13 protein-coding genes are annotated in these 17,500 nt (G+C 70.9%); 3 read left to right on the forward strand and 10 right to left on the reverse strand.

Annotated features, from left to right (window positions below):
* Positions 1 to 30: 30 nt before the first annotated feature.
* From ACWGIH_RS03885 to ACWGIH_RS03920, 8 genes are all read right to left on the reverse strand, one after another.
* Positions 31 to 1,044, reverse strand: coding sequence for a glutamate ABC transporter substrate-binding protein (locus tag ACWGIH_RS03885; protein WP_453444509.1), 1,014 nt, complete (start codon positions 1,042 to 1,044; stop codon positions 31 to 33).
* Positions 1,045 to 1,061: 17 nt separating this feature from the next.
* Positions 1,062 to 2,525: a hypothetical protein gene (locus ACWGIH_RS03890; protein ID WP_453444532.1), complete on the reverse strand. Its 1,464-nt coding sequence runs from the start codon at positions 2,523 to 2,525 to the stop codon at positions 1,062 to 1,064.
* A 285-nt stretch (positions 2,526 to 2,810) separates the two neighbouring features.
* The gene (locus ACWGIH_RS03895) at positions 2,811 to 3,788 is read right to left on the reverse strand and encodes an N-acetylglucosamine kinase (RefSeq protein ID WP_453444533.1); all 978 of its coding nucleotides are present in this window, start codon (positions 3,786 to 3,788) and stop codon (positions 2,811 to 2,813) included.
* Between the two features lie 2 nt (positions 3,789 to 3,790).
* Positions 3,791 to 5,056 (reverse strand): 6-phospho-beta-glucosidase, encoded by a 1,266-nt coding sequence (locus tag ACWGIH_RS03900; protein ID WP_453444511.1) that lies wholly within the window; start codon positions 5,054 to 5,056, stop codon positions 3,791 to 3,793.
* 8 nt (positions 5,057 to 5,064) lie between these two features.
* A complete protein-coding gene (locus tag ACWGIH_RS03905; protein WP_453444513.1) occupies positions 5,065 to 5,976 on the reverse strand; it encodes a carbohydrate ABC transporter permease in 912 nt (303 codons plus the stop codon).
* Positions 5,977 to 5,982: 6 nt separating this feature from the next.
* On the reverse strand, positions 5,983 to 6,918 hold the full coding sequence (locus tag ACWGIH_RS03910) for a carbohydrate ABC transporter permease (RefSeq protein WP_453444515.1): 936 nt from the start codon (positions 6,916 to 6,918) through the stop codon (positions 5,983 to 5,985).
* Positions 6,919 to 6,929: 11 nt separating this feature from the next.
* On the reverse strand, positions 6,930 to 8,270 hold the full coding sequence (locus tag ACWGIH_RS03915; protein WP_453444517.1) for an ABC transporter substrate-binding protein: 1,341 nt from the start codon (positions 8,268 to 8,270) through the stop codon (positions 6,930 to 6,932).
* A gap of 60 nt (positions 8,271 to 8,330) precedes the next feature.
* Positions 8,331 to 9,488: an ROK family transcriptional regulator gene (locus tag ACWGIH_RS03920; RefSeq protein WP_453444518.1), complete on the reverse strand. Its 1,158-nt coding sequence runs from the start codon at positions 9,486 to 9,488 to the stop codon at positions 8,331 to 8,333.
* Between the two features lie 305 nt (positions 9,489 to 9,793).
* On the opposite strand from ACWGIH_RS03920, the gene ACWGIH_RS03925 reads away from it, so the two are divergent.
* On the forward strand, positions 9,794 to 11,725 hold the full coding sequence (locus ACWGIH_RS03925) for a serine/threonine-protein kinase (RefSeq protein WP_453444520.1): 1,932 nt from the start codon (positions 9,794 to 9,796) through the stop codon (positions 11,723 to 11,725).
* A 14-nt stretch (positions 11,726 to 11,739) separates the two neighbouring features.
* On the opposite strand, the gene ACWGIH_RS03930 is transcribed toward ACWGIH_RS03925, so the two are convergent.
* Positions 11,740 to 12,822, reverse strand: a complete 1,083-nt coding sequence (locus ACWGIH_RS03930; protein WP_453444521.1) for a mechanosensitive ion channel family protein — start codon at positions 12,820 to 12,822, stop codon at positions 11,740 to 11,742.
* Between the two features lie 266 nt (positions 12,823 to 13,088).
* Between ACWGIH_RS03930 and ACWGIH_RS03935 the strand changes: the two genes are divergently transcribed.
* A complete protein-coding gene (locus ACWGIH_RS03935) occupies positions 13,089 to 13,625 on the forward strand; it encodes an HNH endonuclease (protein WP_190080400.1) in 537 nt (178 codons plus the stop codon).
* Positions 13,626 to 13,691: 66 nt separating this feature from the next.
* Here the strand turns inward: ACWGIH_RS03935 and ACWGIH_RS03940 are convergent, their stop codons facing one another.
* Positions 13,692 to 16,655, reverse strand: a complete 2,964-nt coding sequence (locus ACWGIH_RS03940) for a beta-N-acetylglucosaminidase domain-containing protein (RefSeq protein WP_453444524.1) — start codon at positions 16,653 to 16,655, stop codon at positions 13,692 to 13,694.
* A gap of 407 nt (positions 16,656 to 17,062) precedes the next feature.
* Between ACWGIH_RS03940 and ACWGIH_RS03945 the strand changes: the two genes are divergently transcribed.
* The gene (locus ACWGIH_RS03945) at positions 17,063 to 17,299 is read left to right on the forward strand and encodes a hypothetical protein (protein ID WP_160505071.1); all 237 of its coding nucleotides are present in this window, start codon (positions 17,063 to 17,065) and stop codon (positions 17,297 to 17,299) included.
* Positions 17,300 to 17,500: the final 201 nt, after the last annotated feature.

Raw genomic sequence — 17,500 nt, forward strand, 5'->3', positions numbered from 1 at the left:
CTCCGCTCTGCGTTGCCGTGCATGTCGTGATCAGTCGCTGTACTTCGGCGCGGGCGGCCCCGCCGATGTGCCGAGTGCCGGCTTCAGCCACTGGTCGTAACTCTTCTGCCAGCCGCTCTCGCGGTAGTCCTCGAGGACTTGGTTGACCCGCCGCACCAGGTCGTCCTCACCCTTCTCCGGCTTCTTCATCGCCACGCCGTAGTACTCCGTGTTGAGCGGTGCGTCGCCCTTGAGCTCGACCGTCGGGTCCTGCGCGGCCTGGCTCGCGGCGAGCGCGCTGTCGGTCACGACGGCGTCCACCTCACCGAGCTGGAGCCTTACCAGGCAGTCGAGTTGGTTGGGCACCGTGGTACCGATGTCGGCATCCAGGCCCTTCTTCTTGAGCTCCACCAGCTGGGCGAGTGCCGTGGAGCCCTTCGCGGAGCAGACCTTCTTGCCGTCGAGCGAGTCGTCGAACCCGGTGATGTCCGACGACTTGGGGGCGAGGACCTGCTGGCCGGTCTTGAAGTACGCGGTGGAGAAGGAGACTTCCTTCTCGCGGTCGCAGGTGATCGTCATGGTCCGCACGACCATGTCGACCTGGCCGCTCTGTATCGCCTTCACGCGCTGGTTGGTGGGGATGGCGCGGAAGAGCACGGCGTCGCGGTCGCCGAGTATCTCCTCGGCGATCTTGTGCGCGAGGTCGATGTCGAAGCCTTCGAGCGTCGCCGTCTTCTTGTTCGGGTCGCGGTAGCCCCAGCGGTAGCTGTTCTGGTCGACGCCGACGATGAGCTTCTTGACGGGGCGGTCGCGGATGGCGTCGATCGTCGGGCCGTCCTTGCCGGAGGGGGAGAGGCTCTCCTCCGGGGTCTCGCACTCCTCGGCGCGCGCGGGCGCGGCCGCGGAGGAGCCCCGGGAGGCGGCCTGGCCCTCGCCGTTGCCGGGCCCTGCCGCGCCGCCGGCCTCCGGCAGCACGAGCACGAGGGAGCCCGTGAGCGCGCAGGCCACCGCCATGGCGGCAGCTCCGCCCCAGCCGCGCATCCTCGCCAGTCCTCGCGTACGCATCGTCCGCTCGCCCCCTCTCACCTGTACTCCGACAGCCTGCGGCCGACGCCGAGCACGGCGCCCGCGGCGGCGAGCACCGCGAGCACGGCGGCGCCGACCGGGAGACCGCTCATCGCTCCCTTGCCGTCCTTCGCCGCCTGCTGGAACTCGCCGCGCTCGTGCGTCAGCGCGTCTTCGAGCGCGTCGTCGACATTGTCGAAGCACTCACCGGTGGGCTCGTCGCTCTTGTCACCGACGACCTTGGCGAGCGCTCCCTTGTAGTCGCCCGCGTCGTCGCTGTCCCGCGCGGTCTTGTGCCGGTCCTTCCAGACCGACACGTTGTCCGCGGCCGCCTTGACGGGGTTCTTGCCGGACGTGTCGTCGGCGATGGCCGCGGCCTTGCCGAGCAGACCGCTGTCGGCGCTCCCGAGCTGCTTCATCTGCGCCTGGTAGGCGACGTCGAACTTGTCCTTGATCTCCTTGTCCGCGCCCACCTCGACGGTCTCCGCGCCCCGGCTGACCAGCGTGAGGTTCTCGTTGCTGCGGGCCTTGAGGGAGCTGATGCGGGCGTCGTTCAGGACGTTCAGGGACTCCACGCCGTGGTCGTACGAGTCGTTGAGCCCCGAGCGGGCGAAGGTGTGACCGACGACGAGCCAGAGGAGGACCACCGTGGACGCGGCGGTCGCCGCGACCAGGCCGTGGTTGAACACCCGGTTCGTGCGGCGGTAGTTGCGGCGCTGGGCCCAGAACAGGGCGCCGAGCGCGAGCAGGCCGAGGGCGATGGCGAACCAGGGGTACGGCTTCGCGTCGTCGTAGTCCGCGTTCAGCCGCTGCTTCTCCGCGGTGTAGAGCTGCTCGGCGGCCGGGAGCATCTCGGTCTGCATCTTGTCGTTCGCGTACCGCAGATAGGCGCCGCCGAGGGGCAGGCCCTGGCGGTTGCTCGCGCGGGCACGCTCGATCAGGCCGGTGTACTCGGGGAGCAGCTTGTTCAGCTTGCTCACCGATGCGGCGGCCGACGAGCCCGAGCCGGCGTTCGACGCGGCGTTCGCCAGCTTCTCGGAGGCCCGCTCGATGTCGGCCTTGTACCGGTCGCGCACCGCGGAGGGCTCCTGACCGCCCGCCAGGAAGCCGCTGGAGGCGGCCGTGTTGGCGTCGGCGAGGGAGCGGTAGATGGCGGCGGCGTCGTCGCTCAGCGGCTGGCTGCGGTTCAGGACGCTGTCCGCGGCGGCCGCACGGTCGGACATCTGCCAGGTGGTGATCGCGCCGAACGCCACGACGAGCAGCGCCAGGAAGGCGCCGATGATCCGCAGCTTCCCCGGTTCCGTCGTCGCCGCCGCGCGCAGCCGGTCCCGGCCCTCGACCCACGCGGGCCTGCGGGGCGCCGCGCCCGGCGCGGCCTGCGCGGACGGCGTGAGGTCCGGACGTGCCTGCGGCGGGACGACGGGCACCGTCGGCGCGGCCTGTCCCGGCGGCGCGGCGCTGCCGTTCGGCGGGTATGTCACCTCGACCTCGACCTCCCCCTCGGTCATCGGACGTTCACTTCCGCCCTGCGTGCGCGGTGCGGGAAGAAGTGCACGGCGGCAAGTATCGCCGCAGAGGCCGATATCCGCACAGGTCTTGACTGGATCTTGTTCTGATCACTGCGTCGGGAGACCTGTCCGGATCATGCGAATCCTGTCCGGATCAAGCGAAGATCGCGCACCACCCCTGCCCTTGAATACGCGATTCGGTGCGGATCGGTTCCCTGCCGGGCCGATGAACTCCGGACAGAGGTGCTCGGACGCCCCTCAGGAAGCTCCCGCCTCGTAATGAGCCCGCACGCGCGCGTGCACGTCGGTGGGCGCCCCCACCTGGTCGAGGCCGAGCAGCGCCGCGCCGAGCACGGGGCGGGCGACGACCACTCCGGCCACCGCCTTGGGCGCCCGGTCGGCGAGCAACGACCGCACCCGGTCGTCCAGTTGCGGGTGGCGGGCGGCGAGGACGCTGCCGCCGAGGAGCACCGGGGTCTCCTCGCCGAGCAGGTCGAGGCGCTCCAGGGCCACCGTCGACATGGCGACGACCTCGTCGGCCATCCGGTCCACCAGGGCGCGTGCCACCGCGTCGCCCGCCGCCGCCGTCGCGAAGAGCACCGGCGTCAGCTCGTGCCGCCGTACGGGGGCGATGGAGCCCAGGTGCAGGGCCTCGATCAGCGCGTACATGGAGGGCAGGCCGAAGTGCGCGGGCAGTGTCTCGCGCAGCGCGGTCGCGTCGCCGCGGCCGTCCTCGGCCCGCGCCGCGTACCAGAGGGCCTCCTCGGCCAGGCCGCCACCGCCGCCCCAGTCGCCGGATATCCGGCCGATGGCGGGGAAGCGCGCCGTGCGCCCGTCGGGCAGCATGCCCACGCAGTTGATGCCGGCCCCGCACACCACGGCGACGCCCCGCGGCTCGGCGTCCTCCAGAAGGCCGGCCCGGAGGATGGCGAAGGTGTCGTTGCGCACGTCGACGGAGGATCCCCACGTGCGGCGGCGCAGGGCTGCCGCCAACTCCCGCTCCTCGACCGGGAGATCGGCGTTGGCGAGGCAGGCGGACACATGCCCCACGGAGTCGGTTCCGGCCTCGGCCAGAGCCCGTTTCACCGCCTCCTCCAAGATGTCCACCGCGGTCTCGACCCCTACCTGGGGCGGCTGGAACCCGCCGCCGCGGGCCGCGCCGACGACGGTGCCGTCGGCCGCGATCACCGCGACGTCGGTCTTGCTGTTGCCCGCGTCGATCGCGAGCACGCTCATGCCTACGCCCACGCCAGGTGCTCCCGGTTGTGCGCGATGAGGCTGTCGGTGAGCCGCTCCGCGTACGCGTACTGGCCGACCAGCGGGTGGGCGAGCAGTGCCTTGAACACGCGGTCGCGGTCGCCGTGCAGCGCGGCCCGGAGTGCCAGGTCCTCGTAGCCGGTGACGTTCGCGATGAGCCCCGCGTACAGCGGGTCGAGCTCCGGCACCGGCAGGGGCTTGGCGCCCGTGCCGTCGACCGTGGCCTGCACCTCGATCACGGCGTCGTCCGGCAGGAACGGCAGCGTGCCGTTGTTGACGGTGTTCACCACCTGGTACGGGCTGCCGCCGTTGCCGAGCAGCGAGGCCGCCAGGTCCACGGCCGCCTCCGAGTAGAAGGCGCCGCCGCGCTTGGCGAGCAGCTCCGGCTTCTCGTCAAGGGTCGGGTCGCCGTACATCTTGAGCAACTCCCGCTCCATCTCGGCCACTTCGGCGGCGCGCGACGGCTTGGTCCGCAGCTCCTCCACCACGGCGTCGTGCTGGTAGAAGTAGCGCAGGTAGTACGAGGGCACGACGCCGAGCCGGTCGACGATCTCGCGCGGCATGCGCAGGTCGGCGGCGACCGCGTCCCCGTGCTCGGCGAGCAGCTTGGGCAGGATGTCCTCGCCGCCCGGACCTCCGAGACGTACGCCCGTCTCCCAGGTCAGGTGGTTGAGGCCCACGTGGTCGAGGTGCACCTGGCCCGGCGCCACGTCGAGCAGCTTGGCGAACTTGCGCTGGAAGCCGATCGCCACGTTGCACAGGCCGACCGCCTTGTGGCCGGCCTGGAGCAGCGCCCGCGTCACGATGCCCACGGGGTTGGTGAAGTCGATGATCCAGGCGTTCGGGTTGGTGCGCCGTACGCGCTCCGCGATGTCGAGGACGACCGGGACCGTGCGCAGCGCCTTCGCGAGGCCGCCCGCTCCCGTGGTCTCCTGGCCGACGCAGCCGCACTCCAGGGGCCATGTCTCGTCCTGGTTGCGGGCGGCCTGACCGCCGACGCGCAGCTGGAGCAGGACCGCGTCGGCGTCCGCGACGCCCGCGTCCACGTCGGACGTGGTCACGATGCGGCCGGGGTGCCCCTGCTTGGCGAAGATGCGCCGTGCCAGGCCCCCGACGAGTTCGAGGCGGTCCGCGGCGGGGTCGACGAGGACGAGCTCCTCGATCGGCAGGGAGTCCCTCAACCGTGCGAATCCGTCGATGAGTTCGGGTGTGTAGGTCGACCCTCCGCCGACCACTGCGAGCTTCATATCGGTTCTCAGCCCTTTACTCCGGTGAGGGTGACGCCTTCGACGAAGGCCTTTTGTGCGAAGAAGAAGATGATGATGACCGGCGCCATCACGAGCAGCGTCGCCGCCATGGTCATGTTCCAGTTGACGCTGTGGGCGCTCTTGAAGGATTCCAGGCCGTAACTGAGCGTCCAGGCACCGGGGTTCTGGGCCGCGTAGATCTGCGGCCCGAAGTAGTCGTTCCAGCAGTAGAAGAACTGGAAGAGCGCGATGGCGGCGATGCCGGGCTTGGCCATCGGGACGACGATCTTGACCATCGTGCGGAACTCGCCGCACCCGTCGACCTTGGCCGACTCGATGTACTCCTTGGGAATGGTGAGGAGGAACTGCCGGAGCAGGAAGATCGAGTACGCGTCGCCGAACGCCATCGGGATGATCAGTGGCCACAGCGTGCCCGAGAGGTGGAACTGCTGGGCCCACACCAGATACATCGGGATCACGATGACCTGCGGCGGAAGCATCATCGTGGAGATGACGAGCAGCATCGCGGTGCGCCGGCCGCGGAAGCGGAACTTGGCGAGCGCGTACGCCACGGGGATCGCCGAGCAGACCGTGAAGAGGGTGCCGAGGCCCGCGTACAGGAGCGAGTTGCGCCACCAGTCCAGGAAGCCCGGGGTCTCGAACACGGCCTTGTAGTTGGACCAGTGCCAGGAATCGGGCCACAGGTCGCCGCTCATCGCCTGCGCGTCGCTCATCACCGACGTCAGGAAGACGAAGACGAACGGCAGGACGAAGAGCAGCGCCACGGCTATCGCCACGCTGTGCACGGCGATCCAGTGCAGGGCCCGCTTGCGGCGGGCGCGGGCCGCGGCCGGACCGCGCTGTTTCCCGGTGGCGGCGGGGGCGGGCGTGGTGGGTGCGGTGAGAGTCGTGGTCGTCATGAGTCCTCAGTCCTCCGCCGAGAGCAGCCCGGAGCGCTTGCGCATCAGGAGCAGCGTGACGGCCATGGCGATGGCGAAGAGCACGAGCGAGAGCACGCACGCGGCGCCGGTGTTGAAGTTCTGGAAGCCCATCTGGTAGACGAGCTGGGGGACCGTGAGGGTCGAGTGGTCCGGATAGCCGGGCTGGATCACCGAGCCGGGGCCGATGTTGACACCGGAGGCGACCTTCCCCGCGACCAGGGCCTGCGTGTAGTACTGCATGGTCTGCACGACGCCCGTGACCACCGCGAACATCACGATGGGCGTGATCGCCGGCCAGGTGACGTAGCGGAACTTGGCGAACGCTCCGGCGCCGTCCAGATCCGCGGCCTCGTACTGCTCCTTCGGGACGTCGAGCAGCGCCGCCATGAAGATGACCATGAGGTCGCCGATGCCCCACAGGGAGAGCAGCACGAGCGAGGGTTTGGCGGTGTCCGGGTCGTTGAACCAGTTGGGCCCGGAGATCCCGACCGTGCCCAGGATCTCGTTCACCGGGCCCGTGCCCGGGTTGAGCAGGAAGACGAAGGCGACGGTGGCGGCCACAGGCGGGGCGAGGTACGGGAGGTAGAAGGCGGTGCGGAAGAGCCCGGGGCCCGTCTTGATCTTCGTGATCAGCAGCCCGAGCGAGAGCCCGAAGACCACCCGCAGGGCCACCATGATCACGACCAGCCACAGGGTGTTCCACAGGGCGGGACCGAACAGCGGCATCTGCTCGAACACGTACTTCCAGTTGCGGAGGCCCACGAACGAGGGCTCCTTGATCTGGTTGTAGTGCATGAACGAGAAGTAGACGGTGGCGATCAGCGGGTACGCGAAGAAGACGCTGAAGCCCACGAGCCAGGGGGAGAGGAAACCGAGCGTGCGCAGTCTGCGGCGCGCGGGACGGGAGAGGGTCATGGCCATGGCGGGGGTCCTCAGCTCTTCGACTGGAGGGTGTCGGCGTCGATCTGCTCGTCGAGCTTCTTCAGGCCCTTGCGCAGGTCGCCCACGCGTCCGGCCTCCACGGAGTAGCCGAAGTCCTGCAGCGAGACGACATAGGCGCCGCCGTTGACGGAGGGCGGGAGGGCCTCGCTGTGCTTGTTCTCCAGGATGTCGAAGAAGGTCCGGAACGTCGGATCGGCGTCCAGGTCGGGGGACTTGAGCGCCGCGAACGTGGAGGGCACGTTGTGGATGGCGTTCGCGAAGTTCACGACCTGCTTGGTGTCCGCGGTCAGGAACCGCACCAGTTCCCACGCGGCGTTCTGGTGCTTGCTGCTGTGCGCGATACCGGCGACGGTGCCGGTGATGTAGCCGCGCCCGTAGGTGTCGGCCTGGTCGTCGGGGACCGGCAGCGGGGCCACGCCCCAGTCGAACTTCGCCTTCGCCTCGTCCAGCATCAGGCCGCGCCACTCGCCGTCCAGGTGCATGGCGACCTTGCCGGTCAGGAAGGCGTTCTGGCTGGACATCTCGTCGCCGAAGGTCAGCCGGAACCGCTCCAGGTCGTCGAAGCCGCCCTGTGCGGCGGCGAGTTGCCGGGCGGTCTTGAAGAACTCGTACGTGGCGGGATCGTCCGCGAGCCGCGCGTCGCCGTCGGCGTCGAAGTACTTCGGCCCCCACTGGGCGAAGAGGCGGTCCGGACTGTTCTGGTAGAAGCGGAAGTTGGGCAGATACCCGACCTGCTTGTACGAGTTCCTGCCGCTGCGCACGGTCAGCTTCTCGGAGACCTCTTTGAACTCGGACATCGTGCGCGGAGGCCGCGTGATCCCCGCCTTCTTGTAGGCGTCCTTGTTGTAGTACATGCCGAAGGCGTCGGCGAGCAGCGGCAGGGCGCACTGGTTGCCCCGGTAACTGGTGTAGTCGAGAAGCGTCTTGGGGAAGACCTTCTCCTTGTCCAGACCGGTCTTCTTCATGAACGGGTCGAGGTCCGCCCACATCCCGGAGTCGCAGTACTGGCCCACGTTGTTGGTGGTGAAGGAGGACACCACGTCCGGGGCCTTGTCGCCGCCCGCCCGCAGGGCCTGGTTGACGGTCTCGTCGGAGACGTTGCCGGTGGCCTGCACGTCGATGTTCGGGTGCAGTTTCTCGAAGCGGGCGATGCTGTCGTCGACGGCCTTGACCTCGCCGGGTGTCGACCAGCCGTGCCAGAACTTCAGGGTGACCGGTGCGGTCGGGTCGTCGTTCGCGCTGCCGACGCTCGGGTTGGCGCAGCCGGAGAGCAGGAGACCGGCTGCGGCGAGCGCCGCGGACGCGCAGGTGGGCATGCGCCATCGCGGCATGGCGGACTTCCTTTACGGGGAGGGGAGGTGAGGTGGGGGAGGTGCGGGGGCCGGGCCGGCTCAGGCCGTGTCGAAGACCTGGTCGCGGGCCTGGGTGAGAGCCGAGCGCAGGGCGCCGGTGAGGATCGGGTCGCCGTCGAGTTCACTGATGCGGATCTGCGGGCGGGGGATCGCGAGCCCGGTCAGCTCCTCCTCGACCCGGGCGCGCAGCTTGTCGCCGCCCGCCTGGGCCACCGAGCCGGAGAGCACGACGAGTTCGGGGTCGACGACGGCGACCACGGCGGCGATGCCGGTGGCGATCCGCCGGGCGACCTCACCGAGCGCGGCGTCGTCGGCCATGACCTGCGCCAACGTCGCCCCACCGCCGGTGAGTTCCCGCACGACGTACGCGGAGACGAGGCTCTCGAAGCCGCCACCGCCCCCGCCCCGCGTGTCACCGCGCAGCAGCGGAGCACCCGGCAGCGGCATGTAGCCGATCTCGCCCGCACCGCCGGTCGCGCCGCGCAGCAGGGTGCCGCCGAGCACGATGGCGGCACCGACGCCTTCGTCGAGCCAGGTCAGCACGTAGTTGTCGTGATCCTGGGCGGCGCCCTCGTACTGCTCGGCGACGGCGGCCAGATTCACGTCGTTCTCGATGACGACGGGGGTGCCGAGGACGGCGGCGAGATCGTCGCGCAGCGTCCTCGAGTGCCAGCCCGGCAGGTGCGGTGCGTACCGCAGGGCGCCGGTGTGCGGGTCGATGGCGCCCGGGGTACCGATGACGGCGGCCCGCAGATCCTCGTGCCCGAGCCCCGCCTGGCGCAGGGCGCCGTCGACGGCCTCCGCGACGAGCTGGGCGGTGCGGTGGCGCACGTCCTCGGCGACGGCTTCGGCCTCCACGCGCTCCCTGCCGAGGACGGTGCCCGTGATGTCGGCGACGAGCGCCGTGATCCCGGTGGGGTCGGCGGACAGCGCGGCGACGTGGCCGGCGCCCGGGTCGATCTCGTACAGCAGGGCGTTGGGCCCCGGCCGTCCGCTCAGGCTGCCGGTGGTGTGCACGAGCCCGGCCGCCTCCAGGCGCCCGAGGAGCTGGGAGGTGGTGGGCTTGGACAGCCCGGTCAGCTCGCCGATGCGGGTGCGGGTGAGGGGGCCGTGCGCGACGAGGAGGTCCAGCACGGCCCGGTCGTTCATGGCACGCAGGACGCTCGGGGTGCCCGGAGTGCTGCCCGCTGCTGCCATGACGTCACCTTACTTTTGGCCGGCCGCTAACTGTTAGGAAACTTTCCAATTCGTGAGGACGGTACGACCGGCGCGAAGAGGGCGTCAATAGCGGACGCCTCCGCGGCAACCAAGTCGTTACCTGGCGGGACGGGCGTTGCACAGGGTGCACTTGAGGCGCTCGGCCGGAAGGTCCGCAGCGGGCCGGGAACTCGACCTGACCGCCGCTCAGTTGCGGGGCACCGCGCTTCACCGGAGAGATCTCCGGCGCATATCCTCACGTCTGTTCGACCGACCAGTCAGGACAACCGGGGGACAAGACCACCATGAGCAGTGCGACCGGCGGGGGCCACGCCGACGAGGGTGCCGGGGGCCCCGAGGACACCGAGGGAGGCATCAAGCCGCTCACGGCGGGCGATCCGCCCCGGATAGGGCCCTATCTTTTGCTCGGGCGGCTCGGGGCGGGCGGAATGGGGCGGGTCTACCTCGCCCGTTCCGAGAGCGGCCGCACCGTCGCGGTGAAGGTCGTCCACGAAGAGCACGTCACGAACGCCCAGTTCAGGGCTCGTTTCCGCCGGGAGATCGACGCCGCGCGGCGCGTCGGCGAGCGCTACACCGCGCCCGTACTCGACTCGGACCCGGACGCCGGGCATCCCTGGGTGGCCACGGGGTACGTCCCCGGCCTCTCCCTCGAACAAGTCGTACGCGGCCATGGTCCGCTCCCGGCGGCGTCCGTCCACGCCCTCGCCGACGGCCTGCTGCACGCGCTCCAGGACATCCACACGGCCGGGATCGTCCACCGCGACCTCAAGCCGTCGAACGTGATGCTCACCGTCGACGGCCCCCGCGTCATCGACTTCGGCATCGCCCGCGCCATGCGGACCTCGTCCGTCGAGTCGCTCCTGACCAGCACCGGCATGGTCATCGGCTCGCCGGGCTTCATGGCCCCCGAGCAGATCCGCGGCCAGAGCGCGGGCCCCAGGAGCGACGTGTTCACGCTGGGCTGCGTGCTCACGTACGCGGCCACGGGTGTCCTGCCCTTCGGGCACGGGGTCACCAACCAGCACGCCGTGATGTACCAGATCGTCGAGGCCGAACCCGATCTCGCCAAGGTGCGCGACGACGGACTGCGTACGCTCATCGGCCGCTGCCTGGCCAAGAACCCCGACGAACGTCCGACCGTGGACGAGCTGTTGGCAGACCCGGAGCGGACCCGCCCCTTGCCGGCGGCGTCGTGGCTGCCCGCCGATGTCGTGACGCGCCTCGCCCAGCAGGCGGCCCGGCTCCTGGACGCGGAGGCGGCGGCGCCGGTGCGCGAGGAGGCGCCGCCCGCCGCCGAGGTCCCCGACCGGGAGACGGCGCGGCTGCGCGCGGAGCCGGGCATTCCCGAGGTCGTGGCGGTGGCCGCGTCCGGTGACGCCCCGGCGGGCACCGCCGCCGAGGAGAGCAAGCGGGCCCGGCGCCGCCGCCCGCTGTTGATCGGGCTCCCGGTGGTCGCCGTCCTCTCCGTGGGAGGCGGCACGTTCGTGGTGATGCAGCCGTTCGGCGGCGACAGCGGCGACCAGGCGTCGCCCCCGTCAAGCAGCTCCCCGGCGGCGCCGGGCCAGGACGCGTCCCCCAGCGGCTCAACGGCCGAGGACGGCAAGGGGGACAAGGGCGGCGAGGGCAAGGGCGACGAGAAGGGGGAGAAGGACGAGAACGGCACGGACGGGGCGGACGGCAAGGACGGGGAGAGCGCGGCCGACGGCCGAGGCGGAGAGGACTCCAAGGGCTCCGCAGGCTCCTCGGACAGTGACGCGGGCTCCGGCGAGGGCGGCGGCACGTCACCCGGAGGCTCGTCCGGCAGCGACTCCGACGCGGGCTCGTCGAGCGGCGCGGGCTCGGGTGACTCGGGTTCAGGGTCCGGTTCCGACGGGGGAGGCTCGGACAGCGGGGGCGCCGTCCCGTCGTTCTTCGCCGACACCTGGCGGTTCGGCGGCGACTACAACATCGGTCAGCCGGACAAGGTGACCATTTCCGGGAGCGGCTCCGTCCGCCTGGTCCTCGACCAGCAGACCGCCTGCACGTACGCCGCGAAGGTGACGTCGACGACGAGCCAGGGCAGCCGCATCAACGTCGGGACGGCCAGCTTCGTCGGGAACAGGCCCGCCTACTGCCACCCGACGCTCGACCCCTCGTACTTCACCATCAACGGCAGCGGCATCCAGCACAACGTGGGCCCCTCCCACGGCGAGGGGTACTACTACAAGCGGGCGTGAGGCCCCCGCCGCCGCTACTTCGACAGGTTCGGCGGCGGGGTTATCGGGGAGGCGGCCAGGGACTGCGGGGAGGTCGCCGACGCGTAGGCCGACGGGGCCGCGACGGCTGCCGACGGGTCCGCCGCCGCCTCCTCCATGGCCTGGAGCGGGAGGCCGCCCACGATGCGGATGCCCGCTTCGTCGAAGGCCCGCTTGATGCGCCAGCGCAGCTCGCGCTCCACGCCGAGGGCGTTGCCGGGCATCGTCTTCGCGGAGACGCGTACGACCATCGAGTCGAGCAGGACGCTGTCCAGGCCGAGGACCTCCACCGGGCCCCACAGGCGCTCGTTCCACGGCTCGTCCTTGGCCATGGCCTCGCCGACCTCGACCAGCTTCTCCTTGACCTTCTCCAGGTCCTCGTCCGGGCGGACGGTGACGTCGACGCCCGCCGTGGACCAGCCCTGGCTGAGGTTGCCGATGCGCTTGACCTCGCCGTTGCGGACGTACCAGATCTCGCCGTTGTCGCCGCGCAGCTTGGTCACGCGCAGGCCCACCTCGATGACCTCGCCGGACGCCACGCCCGCGTCGATCGAGTCGCCCACGCCGTACTGGTCCTCCAGGATCATGAAGACACCGGAGAGGAAGTCCGTGACCAGGTTGCGGGCGCCGAAACCGATCGCCACGCCCGCCACACCCGCCGAGGCGAGCAGCGGGGCGAGGTTGATCTGGAATGTGCCGAGAATCATGAGCGCGGCGGTGCCGAGGATCAGGAACGACGCCACCGAGCGCAGCACCGAACCTATGGCCTGCGAGCGCTGGCGGCGGCGCTCCACGTTCACCAGGAGGCCGCCGAGCGCGGTGCCGTTCACGGACTGGGCCGTGCGGTTCATGCGTTCTATGAGCTTGGTGATCGAGCGCCGGATGACCACGCGCAGGACGATGGCCACGGCGACGATCAGCAGGATGCGGAGCCCGATGCCCAGCCACGCCGACCAGTTCTGCTCGACCCAGCTCGCTGCGTTCGTCGCGTGCTCCTGGGCGTCTTCCAGGGTCGGGGGCTTCGGCGTCGGCTTGTCGTCCGGGTCCGTTCCGGCTGCTGACAGGACGGACAGGAACACGGCAGGTACCTCCAGGCATAGCGGCCTGCCCAGGAGATGCACCGGGCAGAGACACCACACTAACGGGGCATTGTGTGTGGATCGTTGTGATGTTCGAGGGAGAGACGGTGCTCACCTGGGGAAGATGAGGGTGTGGTCCATGTGTGGTCGAAAACACTCCGAGCCCGTTACGAGCACATGGTGGCGCTTGGACCAGGCATGAGGGGAGACTGGCTACAGATCGTCCCGGCGCGAGCCACGCGCCGCCGGCGTAATAGGAGGCATCCGTGCCGCACGTCCTGGTCCTCAATGCGTCGTACGAGCCTCTGGGCGTCGTACCGCTCCGCCGCGCGCTCGTCCTCGTCCTGGAGAACAAGGCTCTCTGCCTCGAGGAATCCGGCGCCTTCATGCACAGCGCAACGCGCACTGTCCCCGCACCCAGCGTGGTCCGCCTCAAGCGGTTCGTCCGGGTCCCTTACAGGGGGCCCGTTCCTCTGACCAGGCGGGCGCTCTTCGCCCGCGACGGCGGTCGGTGCATGTACTGCGGTGGCGTCGCAACCAGCGTCGACCACGTCATTCCGAAGAGCCGTGGCGGTCAGCACGCCTGGGAGAACGTGGTGGCGTCCTGCCGCCGCTGCAACCACACCAAGGCGGACCGTCATCTCCTGGAGCTGGGGTGGCGCCTGCGTCACAAGCCCGCGCCGCCCTCGGGGCTCGCGTGGCGCATCATCGGGACCGGGCACAGGGATCCGCGCTGGCTGCCGTACTTGCAGCCGTTCGGCGCGGACGACGCGATGGCCCGGATCGACGGCATTTCTGCCTAGTAATCGATCCGGGCTTTGTTGTACGTGGCCGCCGGCACGGGGCCTGTGCGTGGCCGTCGGCCGCCGTCAGTCCCCGGCGGCCGCGGCCACGGCGTACGCCTCCACCGACCAGAGCGAATAGCCGAAGCGTGTGGCCCGCTTGTCGCCCTGGACGCGGATGTAGCGGGTGTCACGGGCGTCCATGCGGACCGTCTCGCGGCCTCCCTTGCCGTCCTTGACGGTGGCCGCCGTGCGCCAGGTCTTGCCGTCGGCGGAGGTCTGCACGCGGTAGCCCGCCGCGTACGCGTCCTGCCAGCGCAGGACGACCTGGCCGAGCCTGACCGGCTCCGCGAGCTCCAGCTGCCACCAGGCGCCGTCCTCCACCGGCGACGACCAGCGGGTCTTCGGGTCGCCGTCGTTGGCGCCCGACGCGGGGAAGTCCTTCGTCTCGTCGCCCGATGACGACGCCTTCGCGCCGCGCGCCAGGTCGGGGCCGTCCGTGCGGGGGTAGGCGCGGACCGAGACCGTGCGGGTCTGGCCGTCGAAGGTGACCGGGATCTCGTACGTCCCCGCGCGCGTGCCCGTGGGGACGGTGACGTCGACCGGGACGTCCACACGCGTGCCGCGCGGCAGCGTCGACTTCTCCGGGGTGCGCACCTGGACGCCCTTGGGCGCCTTCGCGGTGACGCGGCCCTCTACGTCGCCGGGGCGCAGGGACGTCAGCTCCGCGGTGATCCGCTGCGGGCCGCCGCCGATCTCCACGTCGGCCTCGGTGCGGGCCAGGGAGAAGCGGGCGGCGGGGGAGTCGGCGTACCAGGGGACGACGTGGCGGACGGTGCCCTCGGTGACCGTGACACGGACGGCGTCGGCCCGCAGGGCGGTGTCCCCGGACTTGGCGGACCCGGAAGGCTTGGCCTCGGTGAAGCCCGTGCCGGACAGGGCGCCGACGCGGCGCCAGCCCTCGCCGGGGATGTGCGCCTCGATGCTGCCCTTGGTACCGGGGTCGGTCAGCGCCGTCACCGCCGTGAGAGGGCGGGCGCGGGGGGTCCGAACCGTCGCGCGGTCCGACGCCTCATCACCGTCGAGCCCCGCCCACGATCCGTACGCCTTCTGGGCCCGCGTCAGGAAGGGGGCGAGGACGCCCTTGCCGACGGTCACGCGGGAGGCCTTGAGGTCCTTCTGGAGGCCCGACAGGGTGCGCGAGGCGCGCCAGGCGGCGGCGCCGTCGCCGGTGGACTGCGCGCGCAGCATGTCGACCGCCGTCTCGCCGGCCTCCCCGTAGCGAGCCAACTGCTCCACCCAGGGCCCCACCTCGGTGTCGAGGTCGCTGTCGGCGAGGCGCCGCGGAGCCTCCTTCATGACGGTGAAGGCATCCCGCAGGGCCTGGCCCGTCTTCTCGACGCGGGCGGTGTCCGTCGTCGTGCGCGCCCGCCAGAAGTCGTCCATGAGCGGACGCAGGTACGCCGATTCGTCGGCGCTGAGGACGGACGAGGCGTCATTGCCCGCGAGGGCCCGCAGGGCGCCCCGGGCCTTCGCGTCACCGCCCGAGAGGTCGTCGATCGCGGCGAGCCAGGACTCGTGCGGGCGGTAGGCGCGCGGGTTCCACGCGTAGTCGGCGGCGGTGAACAGCGGGATGCGCGAGGCGGAGGGCTGCTCCATGGCGTTGCCGAGCAGCGCCGCGGAGCCGGTGGCCACGGCGGGTTCACGGCCGGTGTAGGGGCCCAGGAAGATACGGTCCTGCGCGAAGTCGTTGACGGGGTAGTTGTCCATCGTCACGAGCGGGTGCGAGCCGAACGCCTTCCGGACGCCCGCCAGTTCACGCCCGGTGATGGTCTTGGGGACCACGCCGACGCCGGTCCACGCCACCTCGACGCGCTCATCGAGCTCGGCCGCGATGGCGTCGCGGTACTCCGTGGAGCCGTTCTGGTAGTACTCCGTGGGCATCAGCGAGAGCGGCTTCGCGCCGGGGTGGCGCTCGGCCAGATGCGCGGAGACCGCGTTGGCGACGCGCGCCTGCGCCTTCGCGGCGGCATCGGGCCCCGAACCGAAGGCCTCGGCGTCGGCTCCGCAGTGCCACTCGCTGTAACTGACGTCCTGGAACTGCAGCTGGAAGGCGCGTACGCCCAGGGCCCACATCGCGTCGATCTTGCGGTTCAGGGCCTTGATGTCCTTGTCGGACGACATGCACATGGCCTGGCCGGGGGCGACGGCCCAGGCGAGCGTCACGTGATTGCGCTCGGCCCGCTCGGCCAGGGCGCGGAAGTCGGCGCGCTGGCCGGCGGGGTACGGCTCGCGCCAGCGCGCCTGGCGGTAGAGGTCGTCGCCGGGCGCGTAGAGGTAGCGGTTCTGCTTCGTGCGCCCCATGAAGTCCAGCTGGTCCAGGCGCTGCTCGCGGGTCCACGGGGTGCCGTAGAACCCTTCCGTCATGCCGCGGACCGCGGTGCCGGGCCAGTCGCGGATCTGGACCCCGGGGACGGTGGTGCCGCCGGCGCGCTCGGTGAGCAGCTGGCGCAGGGTCTGTACGCCGTGGAAGAGGCCGTCGCTGCCGGCTCCCGCGAGGGCGATGGTGTCCTGGCCGCCGATCCGGCCCACCGCGAGACGGTAGCCGCCGGAGGGGAGGTCGCCGCGGGCGCGGGCTCCGAGGGTGCGCAGCGCCTGGTCGGCGCCGATGCCTTCGGCGCGGATGACGAGCTTCCCGCCACCCGCCGGGAGCTGGTCGCCGTCCTTCACCTCGGTGATCTCGCCGGCGCCCGCGTCGCGGAGCAGGGCGCGCAGGGCGTCCATGGCGTACGGATCGGGATCCTTGCCGGTGGCAAGCACGACCTCGTCGGTGACGGTGACCGGGGTCCCGGCCGCGGTCATCGACTGGGGGCGGGGCCAGACCGGGGGGAGGGTGCCGTCACTCTCCCGGTCGTCGTCCGGGGAGGTCGCGGGGGTCCCGGGCTTTCCGGGGAGGCCGGGGGCGGCGACGGCGCCGGGGGCGCCGGAAAGTGCGCCCGCGATGACGGCGACGGCGATGGCCGCCGCGCCTTTCCTGCGCCGCAGTTGCACGGCCCTCTCCTCGCGTCCTTCATGCCGGTGATCACGTGTGGTGCGTCTGTTGTCTCAGGGTGTCACTGAGCCCACCACTCGCGTGGTGGGGGTGTCAACGGGCGTGGGTGTTGTGGGGGTTTTCTTCCCTGTGACATACGCGGGTTCGCCGTCGCACGCGTGGGTGGTTTCGGTGTCGAGGTCCGGCGGGGCTGGAATGTATCGCCCGGGTGGGGGCAGAGACGGGGGTACCGAAGGTGGAGGGAAGAAGGTGAGGGAAGGAAGATCTTGCGTTCGACCCCCCACTCAGGGAAACGAATGTGAGTGCGCGCACGTTCATACAACGGATATGTCTGCGATCCCGTGCACTGGGTAGGGCTGCCGAAGAACCTGCCCCTGACATCTGCCCCCTGACCAAGGAGCTCTACGTGCCCGCTTCCGCGAATCTTCTTCTTTCCGCTCTCTCCAAACAGGTCTCCGGCCCGGACTCGGGCCTCGACGGATCCTGCTCCTGCGGCTGCCTCGAGCCGCCCCTGACCAGCGAGCCCCCGCTGGCCGACGCAGCACCCCTGACCAGCGAGCCTCCGCTCGCCGACGCCGCCCCGCTGACCAGCGAGCCCACCTCCACCGGCACCGCGTCGGGTCTGGCCTACATGGGGGTCTAGATGGCCCGATCCGGAGCGACCGGCCCCACCACCGGGCCCACCGATCCCACCGGACTTTCCCGCCTCGCCCTCCTGTACGGCGTGGCGACTTCTTACTCCCCGTCCCCGGACCGCACGGTTCCGGCCACCGACGCCGCGGTGATCGCGGCCCTGGCCGCCCTGGACGTGGACGCGAGCACCCCCGAGGCGGTGCGGCGCGCC

It is taken from the genome of Streptomyces sp. NPDC054872, from assembly GCF_053610705.1.

What these genes read in the sequence shown, in the direction of transcription:
- ACWGIH_RS03885 (WP_453444509.1), bottom strand. Translation starts at nt 1,044, where the DNA reads ATGCGTACGCGAGGACTGGCGAGGATGCGCGGCTGGGGCGGAGCTGCC.
- ACWGIH_RS03920 (WP_453444518.1), bottom strand. Translation starts at nt 9,488, where the DNA reads ATGGCAGCAGCGGGCAGCACTCCGGGCACCCCGAGCGTCCTGCGTGCC.
- ACWGIH_RS03905 (WP_453444513.1), bottom strand. Translation starts at nt 5,976, where the DNA reads ATGACGACCACGACTCTCACCGCACCCACCACGCCCGCCCCCGCCGCC.
- ACWGIH_RS03915 (WP_453444517.1), bottom strand. Translation starts at nt 8,270, where the DNA reads ATGCCGCGATGGCGCATGCCCACCTGCGCGTCCGCGGCGCTCGCCGCA.
- ACWGIH_RS03900 (WP_453444511.1), bottom strand. Translation starts at nt 5,056, where the DNA reads ATGAAGCTCGCAGTGGTCGGCGGAGGGTCGACCTACACACCCGAACTC.
- ACWGIH_RS03910 (WP_453444515.1), bottom strand. Translation starts at nt 6,918, where the DNA reads ATGGCCATGACCCTCTCCCGTCCCGCGCGCCGCAGACTGCGCACGCTC.
- ACWGIH_RS03925 (WP_453444520.1), top strand. Translation starts at nt 9,794, where the DNA reads ATGAGCAGTGCGACCGGCGGGGGCCACGCCGACGAGGGTGCCGGGGGC.
- ACWGIH_RS03895 (WP_453444533.1), bottom strand. Translation starts at nt 3,788, where the DNA reads ATGAGCGTGCTCGCGATCGACGCGGGCAACAGCAAGACCGACGTCGCG.